General features: G+C 56.6%; 10 protein-coding genes and 1 tRNA gene. 4 read left to right on the forward strand and 7 right to left on the reverse strand.

The window, feature by feature from the left end:
* The first annotated feature begins 10 nt into the window (after nt 1-10).
* The 4 genes from ACRZ96_RS06455 to ACRZ96_RS06470 all read left to right on the forward strand — a co-directional run bounded on the left by ACRZ96_RS06455 (nt 11) and on the right by ACRZ96_RS06470 (nt 5,034).
* Nucleotides 11-84: transfer RNA gene (locus ACRZ96_RS06455), tRNA-Gly, on the forward strand.
* 143 nt (nt 85-227) lie between these two features.
* Nucleotides 228-2,048: an ABC transporter transmembrane domain-containing protein gene (locus ACRZ96_RS06460; protein WP_480706819.1), complete on the forward strand. Its 1,821-nt coding sequence runs from the start codon at nt 228-230 to the stop codon at nt 2,046-2,048.
* Nucleotides 2,049-2,208: 160 nt separating this feature from the next.
* Nucleotides 2,209-4,098 carry an acyl-CoA synthetase gene (locus ACRZ96_RS06465; RefSeq protein WP_480706817.1) on the forward strand — a complete coding sequence of 630 codons (1,890 nt, stop codon included), beginning with the start codon at nt 2,209-2,211 and terminating at the stop codon, nt 4,096-4,098.
* 12 nt (nt 4,099-4,110) lie between these two features.
* Nucleotides 4,111-5,034, forward strand: coding sequence for an alpha/beta hydrolase (locus ACRZ96_RS06470; protein WP_480706815.1), 924 nt, complete (start codon nt 4,111-4,113; stop codon nt 5,032-5,034).
* Nucleotides 5,035-5,040: 6 nt separating this feature from the next.
* Here ACRZ96_RS06470 and ACRZ96_RS06475 read toward each other — a convergent pair whose 3' ends face one another.
* The 7 genes from ACRZ96_RS06475 to dtd all read right to left on the reverse strand — a co-directional run bounded on the left by ACRZ96_RS06475 (nt 5,041) and on the right by dtd (nt 12,922).
* Nucleotides 5,041-5,877, reverse strand: coding sequence for an alkaline phosphatase family protein (locus ACRZ96_RS06475; RefSeq protein WP_480706813.1), 837 nt, complete (start codon nt 5,875-5,877; stop codon nt 5,041-5,043).
* 162 nt (nt 5,878-6,039) lie between these two features.
* Nucleotides 6,040-7,677 (reverse strand): ABC transporter ATP-binding protein, encoded by a 1,638-nt coding sequence (locus ACRZ96_RS06480; RefSeq protein WP_170512411.1) that lies wholly within the window; start codon nt 7,675-7,677, stop codon nt 6,040-6,042.
* Entirely contained in the window at nt 7,674-8,489 is an 816-nt protein-coding gene (locus ACRZ96_RS06485; protein ID WP_170402849.1) for an ABC transporter permease, read from the reverse strand. Before ACRZ96_RS06485 ends, ACRZ96_RS06480 begins: the two co-directional genes overlap by 4 nt.
* Nucleotides 8,489-9,445, reverse strand: coding sequence for an ABC transporter permease (locus tag ACRZ96_RS06490; protein WP_170392259.1), 957 nt, complete (start codon nt 9,443-9,445; stop codon nt 8,489-8,491). Before ACRZ96_RS06490 ends, ACRZ96_RS06485 begins: the two co-directional genes overlap by 1 nt.
* A gap of 15 nt (nt 9,446-9,460) precedes the next feature.
* The gene (locus tag ACRZ96_RS06495; RefSeq protein WP_170392257.1) at nt 9,461-11,047 is read right to left on the reverse strand and encodes an ABC transporter substrate-binding protein; all 1,587 of its coding nucleotides are present in this window, start codon (nt 11,045-11,047) and stop codon (nt 9,461-9,463) included.
* A gap of 334 nt (nt 11,048-11,381) precedes the next feature.
* Nucleotides 11,382-12,485 (reverse strand): glycerate kinase type-2 family protein, encoded by a 1,104-nt coding sequence (locus ACRZ96_RS06500; protein WP_480771940.1) that lies wholly within the window; start codon nt 12,483-12,485, stop codon nt 11,382-11,384.
* The gene (dtd, locus tag ACRZ96_RS06505) at nt 12,485-12,922 is read right to left on the reverse strand and encodes a D-aminoacyl-tRNA deacylase (RefSeq protein WP_480771941.1); all 438 of its coding nucleotides are present in this window, start codon (nt 12,920-12,922) and stop codon (nt 12,485-12,487) included. Before dtd ends, ACRZ96_RS06500 begins: the two co-directional genes overlap by 1 nt.
* Between the last annotated feature and the right edge of the window lie 21 nt (nt 12,923-12,943).

Raw genomic sequence — 12,943 nt, forward strand, 5'->3', positions numbered from 1 at the left:
ACCTCGCTGAGCGGGCGTTGTGTAGTGGTAAGACCTTAGCCTTCCAAGCTAATGACGCGGGTTCGATTCCCGCCGCCCGCTCCAGCTGATCCCCCACACAGGTTGCGTCATTTAGCCCTTATCGGGCTGCAAAACTTTGTCTTCAGCTTGACCCCAAACATCTCTGACGCCAAGAAGCTGAGATTGATGCCTGATCAGGGCGACCGACCAAAATACAAGGGCCAGACATGGCAAGAACCAACGCCGCCAGTCCAGCGAACAATTCGGCTCCGCGAGCGCAGGAGCAGCGTGCACGGTCTAAGAAAATCGGCGTGCTGCGGTCATTGTGGCCGTTTATGAAGCCCTATCGACTGCTGATGATCGGTGCGACACTGGCGTTGATCCTGACGGCCAGCATGACGCTGACATTGCCCTTGGCTGTGCGGCGTGTGGTCGACAATTTCCGCATCGAAGATGGTGATTTGCTTGAATGGTACTTTCTGGCCGCCCTCGGTATTGCCGGTATTCTCGCCGTGGGTACGGGTATTCGCTATGCTTTGGTGACCCGGTTGGGTGAACGTGTGGTGGCCGATATCCGAAAGGCGGTTTTTGACCGCGTGATCGGGATGAGCCCCGAGTTTTACGAGCGCATCATGACCGGAGAAGTTCTGAGCCGTATCACCACCGACACAACGCTGATCCAATCGGTGCTGGGATCGTCTGTGTCCATCGCGCTCCGCAATCTTTTGATGTTCGTCGGCGGACTGGTGCTGATGCTGCTGACATCGGCTAAGCTGACTGGGATGGTGTTGCTGCTGATTCCGCTGGTGGTTGTGCCAATATTGGTACTGGGCCGCAGGTTACGGGTGATCAGCCGGGAAAATCAGGACTGGATTGCGGCGTCCTCTGGAAATGCCGGCGAGGCGTTGGGTGCGGTGCAAACCGTGCAGGCTTTTACTCATGAGGACGCCAGCAGGACGCAGTTCGGAGAGATGACAGAAACTTCGTACGAAGTTTCTCTGCGTCGGATCCAGACCCGTGCGATTCTGACCGTCATTGTGATCTTTCTCGTCTTCTCGGGCATCGTTGGCGTGCTGTGGATGGGTGCGAATGATGTGCGTAACGGGGTTATGACCGAGGGCGTGCTGATCCAGTTTGTGATCTATTCGATCATCATGGCGGGTTCAGTCGCCGCGTTGTCCGAAATCTGGAGCGAGTTGCAGCGCGCTGCAGGTGCGACCGAGCGTTTGGTCGAGCTTCTGAACGCTGAAGATACAGTCAACGATCCGTCGCAGGCCAAGGCATTGCCTGTGCCCGTACGCGGAGAGATACGTTTCGACGATGTGACATTCCACTATCCCGCGCGCCCGGACGTTGTCGCGCTGGATCATTTGTCACTGCAGATTAAACCTGGGGAGACAGTGGCCTTTGTTGGCCCGTCTGGTGCGGGCAAGACAACAGTCATCCAGATGATTCAGCGGTTCTATGATCCCGATGCGGGACAGGTCAGTCTTGATGGGCTCGACCTGCGCGAGTTGAACCGTGACGACTTCCGTCAGCACATCGCGCTGGTCCCGCAAGACCCCGTGATCTTTGCCGCTTCGGCGCGCGAGAATATCCGCTTTGGCCGTCTGGACGCCTCAGATGCCGAAGTCGAGTCCGCCGCCCGAGCCGCCGCCGCGCATGAGTTCATCTCGGCTTTGCCCGAAGGGTATGACAGCTTTGTGGGCGAACGGGGCGTAATGCTGTCGGGTGGTCAGAAGCAACGTATCGCCATCGCACGTGCCATCCTGCGCGACGCACCGGTGCTGCTGCTGGACGAGGCGACCTCGGCTTTGGACGCAGAAAGCGAACGTGCGGTGCAGGGTGCGGTTGATAACATGAGGGCAGGGCGCACCACTCTGATCGTGGCGCACCGTCTGGCGACCGTTAAGAAGGCAGACCGGATTGTCGTGCTGGAAGCCGGGCGCATTGTGGCGCAGGGTACCCATAACGATCTGGTGGCGCAGGACGGTTTGTATGCCCGCCTCGCACGCTTGCAGTTCACCGACGGGGTGGCTGCAGAATAAAGTGACGCTCCGGCACATCTCGTTTCGCCGTAGCGTCATTCTACATATTCCCGGACCTGATCGCTAAGCCCTTGCTTGCGCATGGTGTGTTTTGCTTCCATCTTGGAGGTGACAAACAAGCCTGTGCGCGACACGGGAGACAGATCAGGGGAGGAGCCACATGGCCTTTGTGGGATTGGAAGACAAGGCGCGCATCGAGCAGGAGATGGCGTGGGAAGATCGGGACGTACCCGTCACCTTCCATCAACTGTTGTCGCGGACGGCGGGCAAGTTCCCGAACCATAAAGCGATCAGCTTTCAGTTGTTGTCCGGCCCGACCGACAAGGCCGAGACGCTGACATGGTCCGAGCTGCTGGGCAAAGTCAATCAGGCCGCCAACCTATTCCGTTCCCTTGGCATCGGAGAAAACGATGTGGTGGCCTATGTGCTGCCCAACTGCAACGAGACGCTGGTCACCATGATGGGCGGTGCGGTGGCCGGGATCGTGAACCCGATCAACCCATTGCTGGAGCCGGAGCAGATCGCGGCGATCCTGCGTGAGACCAAGGCTAAGGTCGTGGTCACGCTGAAGTCCTTCCCCAAAACCGATGTAGCCCAAAAGGTTGAAGAGGCAGTACGACACGCTCCGGGCGTCAACACGATCCTTGAGATCGACCTGAACCGCTATCTGACGCCGCCAAAATCCTGGCTTGTACCATTCCTGCGTCCAAAGATGGGCGACAAGGAAAAGTTGGCCCATGCGGACTACAAGAACTTCATTGATGAGCTGAACAAGCAGCCTAAGACGCTGAACTTTGAGGACAGCCAGGAAGATCGCGTGGCGTGCTATTTCCACACGGGCGGCACCACGGGCATGCCGAAAGTGGCGCAGCACAAATACTCGGGCCTTATCTACAATGGCTGGTTGGGCAATACACTGCTGTTTGACGAGAACGACGTCATCATGTGCCCACTGCCGATGTTCCATGTCTTTGCGGTGCATGTCATCGTGATGGCGGCGGTGTCGTCTGGTGCACATGTGGTATTCCCGACGCCTGCCGGGTATCGCGGTGATGGCGTATTCGACAATTTCTGGAAACTGATCGAACGCTGGAAGGTTTCGTTCATCATCACAGTGCCGACAGCGATTTCAGCCAAAATGCAGCGACCTGTGGATGCGGATATATCCAGCGTTAAAACAGCATTTTCGGGATCAGCTCCGTTGCCGGTCGAACTGTTCCGTCGGTTTGAAGAAGCGACCGGCGTTACTATCGTCGAGGGCTACGGCCTGACCGAGGCCACTTGTCTGGTGTCATGCAACCCCGTGGATGGGGAAAAGAAGATCGGCTCGATCGGTATCCCGTTCCCTTATACGGATGTCAAAATCCTGCAGGACGGGCCGGATGGACCAACCGAGTGCGGCGTAGATCAGATCGGTGAAATTTGCATCTCGAACCCCGGCGTATACGCGGGAAATACTTATACCGAAACCGACAAGAATACGAACCTCTATCATTTCAACAAATACCTGCGCACGGGCGATCTGGGACGGTTTGATGAGGACGGCTATCTGTGGATCACCGGTCGCGCGAAGGACCTGATCATTCGCGGCGGACACAATATCGATCCCGCAGAAATCGAAGAGGCCTTGCTGGGCCATGATGCCGTCGCCTTTGCAGGGGCCATCGGTCAGCCCGATGCGCATTCGGGTGAGGTGCCTTGCGCCTTTGTTGAACTGGTCGAGGGGGCCTCGGTCACTGAACAGGAGCTGATGGACTATTGCAAGGTCCACGTCCACGAACGCGCGGCACAGCCCAAGCATTTGACCATTCTGGACGAGTTGCCGAAGACCGCCGTTGGCAAGGTGTTCAAACCCGAACTGCGCAAGCAAGCCATCACGCGCATCTACAATGGTGCTTTGGACGCGGCAGGCATACCAGCGCGAGTCGTTTCGGTAATTGACGATAAAAAGCGGGGTCTAGTGGCGCAGCTTGACGCGAATGGATCTTCCGAAGACGATGTCTCAAAAGTGCTGGGTTCGTTTACCCGGCCATGGGAGTGGTCTGAATAATTCGGAGGAACAATGGACTATGAACGTCTGATCGACGAGGAGACCTGGGGTTTCATCCGGCGCACAGCCGAGAGCTATCCGGATGATACAGTAGAGATGTCCATTGCTGACCAACGCCGGGTCTATGACGCGATGTGTCAGGACTTCCGCCAGCCGCGCCCACCTGGCATCGAGGTGCGCGACAGGTCCGCCGATGGCGTACCTGTTCGCATCTATAGTGCCGGTGACCCCACCCGGACCGTCATCTATATACATGGTGGTGGGTTCGTCGTCGGGGGCTTGGATAGCCACGATGATGTCTGTGCGGAACTCTGCGCCCAGACGGGCTATCGGATCGTTTCGGTCGACTATCGGTTGTGCCCTGAGCATGTGCACCCGGCGCAGTTTCAGGATAGCTGGACCGCCACGAACTGGGTGGTTCAGGAATACGGCGAGCCGATTGTGCTGGCCGGTGACAGCGCGGGTGGCAATCTGGCAGCAGCCGTTTCGCACCATGGTCGGGGGCGGTTGGAAAATGTGCTGGGGCAGGTCCTCATATATCCCGGCTTAGGCGGAGATATGTCGCAGGGGTCGTATATCGAACATGCCAATGCCCCGCTGCTGACATTGGACGATATCCGGTTTTATGAGACTGTTCGGTATCAAGGGACCACGCCCCAGAACGATCCTACCTATGCACCGTTGCATGACGTCGATTTCTCGGGGCTACCGCCGACGGTGGTGGTGACCGCCGATTGCGATCCGCTGCGCGATGACGGGCAAGCTTATTGCGACCGGATCACGGCCGCAGGTGGGCAGGCCCATTGCATCAACGAGGCCGGTTTGGTCCACGGATATCTGCGCGCCCGAACATCGGTCAGGCGCGCCGCGGACAGCTTTGAGCGGATTTCCGTGGCGATTGAGGCTTTGGGGCAGGGGATTTGGTCCTACGACTGAACCGCGTCAGGTCAGGAACGGCTTGGCTTTCATCGTATCCGCCACCGGTGCGCCCATGCGCTGAAGTATGGTTGGGGCTAGCTGTAGCTGGTCGATCACGGTATCGGGATCAGGGCCTTTGGCCTCTCCAAAGTAGTAAAGCGCTGTTTCCTGCTGCAAAGGGCTGCGCCCTCCGTGATGGCCACGTTCGTCTTGGCCATGATCAGCCGTCACGATGACGTCATAGCCCAACTGCTGCCAGCGCGGGATGAACGGGGCCAGCATTTCGTCCATGACAAAACAGGCATGATCCATCTCTGTGCAATCGTGGAAGAAACGATGCCCCATGCTGTCCAGTGTGCAAGTGTGCAGGATGCCATAATCCAGTCCGAAGCGCAGACACATGTTGGTGAGCGAGGCAAACAGATCGACATCGCTTGGCGTCATCTGGTTGGCGTTGCCATATCCCGTCATTGAATGAAAGCGACCATGGTTGATTGTCAGGTTGTCGGGCTCGTCATATTCAACATCGCGGACGTAGTCGAACGGGTGGCGATTGAAGAATTGAGACCAATAGCTGTGGGTGACCGCGCCGGTTACACCGCCTGCCTCACGCACCTGACTGAACACATCCTTATGGCTTAGTCGGAAGACGTTGCCGTTGCCTGTACAGCCATGCTCTTGCGGTGTGACCCCGGTGTGGATAGACGCATAGCAACTGGCAGAGGTCGAAGGCAGTACAGAGCGGAGTTTCCAAACCCGGGCAGCACCGCTGTCGACCCATCCTTCAAGATTGCCAAACAGTCGACGAAAGTTGCGCCAGGGGACGCCGTCGAGGATGATCAAAAGCAGTTTGCGGTCCATGTTCCGGCCCTTGTTTCTGAGTATTCGTTCCGGCGAACCTATGAGATTCGTCCGGCTATGGCTGCGCATTTGCGCCCCAAATAGCAAAATCCCGACGTCTGCTTGTGTTCACAGCGCCGGGAATTTGAATGGTCTTCGGTGTTTCTATGAGAAGGGCGCGGATCAGTTCCCCGCGCTCTCCATTTTGCGGTGAGCGACAACCTCTTCCAGCCAGCCAAGATGCATCTCAGGCACCGAGCTAAGCAGCAAGTCTGTATAGTCGTCGAATGGAGGGCTTAGCACCTGGCTCTTGGGACCGTAGCGAACCACCCGACCCTGGTACATCACCGCGATACTATCGCTGATCGCACGGACTGTCGCCAGATCGTGGGTGATGAACAGGTATGCCACATCCTCGATCTTTTGCAGATCCAGCAGCAGCTTGAGGATACCGTCCGCGACCAGCGGGTCGAGCGCCGAGGTGACCTCATCACAGATGATCATCTTTGGCTTGGCCGCCAGTGATCGCGCGATACAGACACGCTGTTTTTGACCACCCGACAGTTCCGCCGGATAACGATCGATGAACTTCTCGCCCAGTTCGATCTCATCCAGCAACTCGACGATCCGCTTGCGTTTCTCGGCGCCGCGCATGTTGAAGTAGAACTCGAGTGGGCGGCCGATAATCGTACCGACGGTCTGACGCGGGTTCATTGCCACGTCGGCCATCTGGTAGATCATTTGCAGCTCACGCAGGTCTTCACGCGTGCGGCCTTTCAGATCAGAGCTGAGCTTGCGGCCCGCAAAGGTAATCTCACCATCACGGGGTGGAAGAAGCCCGGTGATGACCCGTGCCAGCGTAGACTTACCCGACCCGGATTCACCCACAACCGCCAGTGTCTGGCCCGGATGAAGCTCGACGTTGACATTATGCAGCACGTCGAAATTCAAGCCTTTGTAGCGCGCGGTGATACCATCGACGCTCAGCACGGGTTCAGGAGTTGGTTTTTTCTCTTCGTGCTCGATTGAGCGGACCGAAACCAGCGCCTGTGTGTACTCTTCTTGCGGGCGGTTGATGATCTGGTCGGTATTTCCGTATTCGACCGTATCGCCCATCCGCAGCACCATGATGTCATCACTGACCTGGGCCACAACTGCCAGATCATGGGTGATATACAAGGCGGCAACGCCCGAGTCGCGAATGGCGTCTTTGATGGCCATCAGCACATCGATTTGGGTAGTCACGTCCAGTGCCGTGGTAGGTTCGTCAAAAACCACCAGATCAGGCTCGGGGCAAAGCGCCAGCGCCGTCATGCAGCGCTGCAGCTGTCCGCCCGAAACCTGATGCGGGTAACGATCACCGATATTGTCAGGGTCGGGCAGACCCAGCTTGGCAAAAAGCTCACGCGCGCGGGCTTCAGCCTCTTTGCGCGAAAACTTCTTCTGCTCAACTGCGGCCTCGACCACTTGATCCATGATCTTCTTTGCGGGGTTGAACGATGCGGCGGCGGATTGGGAAACATATGTTACCTCACCACCGCGCAGTTTGCGGATGTCCCCATGAGATGTCTTGAGGATATCACGCCCGTTCACCCAAACCTCGCCCCCGGTGATTTTCACACCGCCACGGCCATAGGCCATTGAGGCCAGACCGATGGTAGATTTGCCAGCCCCGGATTCGCCGATCAGACCCAGCACCTTGCCTGGCGCGAGGTCAAAGCTGACCCCGTGCACGATCTCGATGTCATGGGGCTTTTCACCCGGCGGATAGACGGTCGCGCCGATTTTGAGGTCGCGGACCTTGAGAAGGATATCACTCATCCCCGGCCTCCTTTCAGCGATGTGGTACGATTCAGGACCCAGTCAGCCACCAGGTTGACCGAGATTGCCAGCGTCGCAATCGCCACAGCGGGATAAAGCGCTGCGCCGATACCATAGACGATGCCATCCTTGTTTTCTTTCACGATACCGCCCCAGTCAGCCAGCGGTGGCTGGACGCCCAGTCCCAGGAACGACAGGGTCGAGATGAACAGAACCATGAAGATGAACCGCAGTCCGAATTCGGCCACAAGTGGCGACAGCGCATTGGGCAGGATTTCCCGGAAGATGATCCAGGCGCGCCCTTCGCCGCGCAGCTTGGCGGCTTCAACATAGTCCATAACGTTGATGTCCACCGCTACAGATCGCGATAGGCGATACGGGCGGGTGGCATCCAGTAAGCCCATAACAAGGATTAGGATCGGGACGGTCACCGGAACGATGGCCAGAATGACCAGTGCCAGGATCAGAGTCGGGATTGACATGATCAGATCCACCGTACGGCTGAGCGCCTGATCAGCCCATCCGCCCAGTACAGCAGCCAGCAAGCCCAGCGACGTACCGGTCAGAAAGCTGAGCAGCGTCGCCGCTGCCGCGATGAAGATTGTCGTGCGCCCGCCATAGATCATGCGGGTCAGCAGATCGCGACCGATATTGTCAGTGCCTAGCAGATGTTCGGGGCTGCTCGGCTCCCAGACGTCGCCGACGACTTCTGCCATTCCATAGGGTGCAATCAACGGGGCGGCGATCGCCACAAAGAAATAGGCGAAGGTGAAGATAAGGCCAATCAGAGCCGAAAGAGGAATGTTCTTTATCATTTCGGATGCCTCAGTCTTGGGTTGGCAAGGATCGACACGATATCTGCAACCATGTTCAGACCGATATAAACGGCCGCAAACACCACGCCGCAGGCCAGAACAACCGGCACATCACGTTTGGTCACGGCATCCACAAGGTATTGCCCCATTCCTGGATAGACGAACACAACCTCGACCACGACAACACCCACGACCAGATAGGCCAGGTTCAGCATGACGACGTTCACGATCGGTGAAATCGCGTTGGGAAAGGCATGGCGGGCAATAACCTGAAATGTGCTGAGGCCTTTCAATTCAGCGGTTTCGATATAGGCCGATTGCATGAGGTTCAGAATGGCCGCGCGCGTCATGCGCATCATCTGTGCCAGCACGACCAGCGTCAGAACAAAGGCAGGTAGCGCGATTGCATTCAACTTTTGTCCAAACGACATAGAATCATTGATCATCGCAAGCGACGAGAACCATCCCAATTTCACTGAGATATAGTAGATCACCACATAACCGATCAGAAACTCGGGGATCGAAACCGTCGTCAGGGTGATGGCTGAAATCAGTTTGTCGGGCCAGCGATTGCGGAACCGCACGGCAAGCAGCCCCAGAAAGATTGCAAGCGGTACGGAAACTATTGCTGCCACGCAAGCCAGGAACAGAGTGTTCCCAAGGCGTTTTCCAATACTCTCGGAGATATCAAGTTTGTTGGTCAGGGATTGACCCAGGTCACCCTGAAGTATGCCTCCCAACCACTCGAAATAGCGTGTAAGGGCAGGGCGGTTCAGGCCCATTTCTTCGCGTAGGTTTGCCAAGGCCTCTGGAGTTGCGGACTGCCCCAGGACGGCTTGCGCGGCGTCTCCAGGTAGGGCTTCGGTTAGGCCGAAAATCAGGGCCGAAGCGCCGAGCAGCAAAAGGAGTCCCAGCGCCAGGCGCTGGGAAACCAATTTGATGATGGGATGCATTATCCGTAGCCCGTTTTAGACGAACCACATTTTGCGGGATATGTTGCCGTTCATCATCTCTTGCGTCGGGTCAGATTCCCATCCATCCAGCTGGTTGCTGACGCCTTCGACAAAGTCGTTGAACATCGGGCAGATCAGGCCGCCTTCGTTGCGTACCATTTGACCCATCTGGCTATAGATGGCTTTGCGTTTCTCAGGGTCGAGTTCCGCTTTTGCTGCAAACAATAAGTCGTCAAACGCCTGAACCTTAAACCTCGTGTCATTCCAGTCTGCGGTCGACAGATATGCAGTCGAGTACATCTGGTCCTGAACCGGGCGGCCGCCCCAATAAGACGCACAGAAGGGTTGAACGTTCCAAACCTCGGACCAGTAGCCATCATTGGGCTCACGCTTGATTTCAAGCGGAATTCCAGCCTGTGCAGCAGTCTGCTGGAAAAGGGCAGCAGCATCTACAGCACCTGGGAACGCACCATCGGCAACGCGCAAAATAATCGGAGAGCCATCATGTCCAGATTTCTTATAGTGCTCTGCAGCCTTTTCAACGCTGAACTCGCGCTGTTCGATGGTTTCATCAAACAATGGATAGGCTGAATTGATTGGCATATCATTCCCGATCGAGCCATAGCCGCGCAGAACTTTGTCAACCAATTCCGCGCGGTTGATGGCGTACTTCAGTGCGGTGCGCAGTTCATTGTTATCAAACGGAGCCGTGTCGCAATGCATGATGAAGACATAGTGACCGCGACCAGCGGTTGAATGCACCGTCAGGTTAGGCGCACGGCCCAACAGGTCGGCAACTTTGGGTTCAACGCGGTTGACGGCGTGGACCTGTCCGGACTGCAGTGCAGCGGTCCGTGCCGTCGCATCGTTGATCACAACAACTTCTACGCTGTCAAAATTGCCGAAATCGCTGTTCCAGTGGTTTTCGTTCTTGGTGAACAAGTGGCGGACGCCGGGTTCGTCCACTTCTAGTTTGTACGGGCCGGTGCCGATACCTGCCGCAGGATTATCCATGCCGCCATCGGGCTGAATGATGAGGTGATAGTCGGCCATCAGATACGGCAGGTCGGCGTTCGGCTCGGTCAGTGTGACCTGGAAATTGTCTCCATCGGCCTTCATCGACTCGATGCCTTTCATGATGCCCAAGGCACCTGATTTGGAATCCTCGTTCGAGTGGCGCTGCATAGTTTTCAGCACGTCTTCGCTGGTCATGGTCTTGCCGTTGTGGAACTCGACCCCTTGACGCAGCTTGAACGTCCAAACTTTGGCGTCTGCACTTCCTTCGACGCTTTCAGCAAGGCGCGGTTCGATGGTTCCGTCGGGCGCCACTTCGACCAGTTGGTCGCCGAACTGCTTGCCGTTCTGGAACGGGACTGAGCTTGCGTAGGTTGCCGGATCAAGTGAGTTGGTTGATTCACCACCCTGCAAACCGAATTTCAGATCGCCGCCCTTTTTCGGACCAGCGGCACGTGCGGCATCGGCAAACATAGTGCTTGCCATTGCGGCCGAGACACCCAGTGCCGCTGCTTTACCCATGAATTCACGGCGGGTCAGCTTTCCAGCTGTGACCTGCTTTGACATGTGAGTGAGTTGTTCGTTCATCCAGATTTCTCCCAGTTGATAGGATGTTCAGCCCGTTGGTGGGCTTTTTATTGACGCATGAGTCAACTTAGGTGCAATTCAGGGCAGCGGGCAAGTGCAAATCTCTTGAAATAATGGGGAGGTTCCGCCTTTGATCGCGCCAGATGATCTTGTTATGAGCCTTTGGAAATCCAAAACCCCTTATTCCTAACTACTTACTCTGACCTGAACAAATTATCCGATAGTTGCCTGGTCAGTTTTGCATGAACTTTCGTTCCACAGATCAAACGCCATTCCGGACTTTAAGTGATTCTATCGGGTGGGTTTTTCGGATGGGTGGGGTCAGGGTCCCGGATCAGTTTTTTATTGCAACAATCAGATCCATTACGTTTGTTCCTGTGGGTCCCGTGACCAACAGCGCCCCCGCCTTGTCGAGGAAACTGCCGCTATCTGCATTGTCCAGATACGCTTGCGCCTTATCAGACCAAGTGTCGCCGGTAACGATGGCGCCTGCTGCATCTGTTGGCCCGTCGGTGCCATCTGTTCCTCCGACGATGACGGTCAAATCAGATTGCCCTGCGATTTCGCGCGCGAGTGCTAGAGCAAGGGCCTGATTGCGCCCACCGCGCCCTGGCGCATCAGGTAGGACCACGGTTGGTTCGCCGCCAAATACCATGGCGCCCTTGGGCATATTCCGCAGCCGATCTCCTAATTTAGCTGCAACCGAGAGATAGTCATCGTGCATCGCTTCTTCGTTGTCGAGGACCTTGATGCCTGAGTTCTCGGCCGCAAATGCTGCGGCGTCACGCGCGTGTGCATTTGATGCGATTATAGCGGTGTGGGCAGAAAACTCCGGTTTTTCGGGCAATGATCCGATACCGGAGCCAATAACGCCCAGATCATCACCCGGGACGTCGGAGATCGCCAGAACGATCACGCTTTTCCCCGAGAATGCCGACAACAAACCGCCACCCTTGATCCGGGACAGCTTGCGCCGTTCCGTGTTCATTGCACCGATGTCGAGACCTTCACTCAGCAGTCTTTGGTTGAGGGCCTCAAGATCATCCAATGTCGTACCGGCCACGAGGTCCTCGGCAAGCGAAGAAGCCCCTCCCGAAACTAGCAGAAGCAGTTTGCTGTCGGGTTTCATCGCCTCAACCGTTTCGCGCAATGCCTGCCCACCCTTCAGACTGCGGGCATCGGGAACCGGGTGTGCAGCTTCAATCACCACAATATGCTCAGGCAGGTCGTGGCCATGGCCATCCTTGGTAACCACCAGAGTGGGCACTGGGCCAAACCGTTCGACGGCCGCACGGGCCATGGCCCCTGCGGCTTTTCCAACGGCCAATATCTGATCTGGGGCTTCGATCGCCCGAGTGGCCTCCAGTGTTGCGTGATATCCATCAACCGCCGCCACACCTGCGCGCCAAATGTCCTGTGCCTGTTGCGAACTCTGCATCAGCTTTCCATCCAAATTGTGACTGGTCCGTCATTGACCAACTCTACCGCCATGTCAGCTCCGAACGCACCTGTCTCAACCGGAACGCCCCGCGATGAAAGGTTGTGTACAAACGCCTCGTAAAGGTGTTCGCCCTCAGCCGCCGAGGCGGCCCCGGAAAACCCAGGCCTGTTTCCACGCGACGTGTCAGCTGCCAAGGTGAACTGGCTAACCACCAGGGCCGAGCCCTCAATATCCAATATCGAACGGTTCATCTTTCCCGCGTCGTCCTTGAAGATACGGAGCTTTGCGATCTTTTCAGCCAATTGATCAGTTTGCGCCTCTCTATCCCCTTGCATCGCACAAACCAGAATCATCAATCCGGGCCCCGATCGCCCGATCACTGTTCCATCGACTTTGACCGAGGCACTGGAAATTCTTTGAAGTAAGGCGCGCATCTGCAGGTCCTGTATTTTATT

Source organism: Ruegeria sp. CF1 (assembly GCF_056537445.1).

Bases quoted from the DNA above. Each gene is read 5' to 3' on its own strand.
- ACRZ96_RS06490 (WP_170392259.1), bottom strand. From the start codon at position 9,445: ATGCATCCCATCATCAAATTGGTTTCCCAGCGCCTGGCGCTGGGACTC.
- ACRZ96_RS06495 (WP_170392257.1), bottom strand. From the start codon at position 11,047: ATGAACGAACAACTCACTCACATGTCAAAGCAGGTCACAGCTGGAAAG.
- ACRZ96_RS06480 (WP_170512411.1), bottom strand. From the start codon at position 7,677: ATGAGTGATATCCTTCTCAAGGTCCGCGACCTCAAAATCGGCGCGACC.
- ACRZ96_RS06500 (WP_480771940.1), bottom strand. From the start codon at position 12,485: ATGCAGAGTTCGCAACAGGCACAGGACATTTGGCGCGCAGGTGTGGCG.
- ACRZ96_RS06465 (WP_480706817.1), top strand. From the start codon at position 2,209: ATGGCCTTTGTGGGATTGGAAGACAAGGCGCGCATCGAGCAGGAGATG.
- ACRZ96_RS06470 (WP_480706815.1), top strand. From the start codon at position 4,111: ATGGACTATGAACGTCTGATCGACGAGGAGACCTGGGGTTTCATCCGG.
- dtd (WP_480771941.1), bottom strand. From the start codon at position 12,922: ATGCGCGCCTTACTTCAAAGAATTTCCAGTGCCTCGGTCAAAGTCGAT.
- ACRZ96_RS06460 (WP_480706819.1), top strand. From the start codon at position 228: ATGGCAAGAACCAACGCCGCCAGTCCAGCGAACAATTCGGCTCCGCGA.
- ACRZ96_RS06475 (WP_480706813.1), bottom strand. From the start codon at position 5,877: ATGGACCGCAAACTGCTTTTGATCATCCTCGACGGCGTCCCCTGGCGC.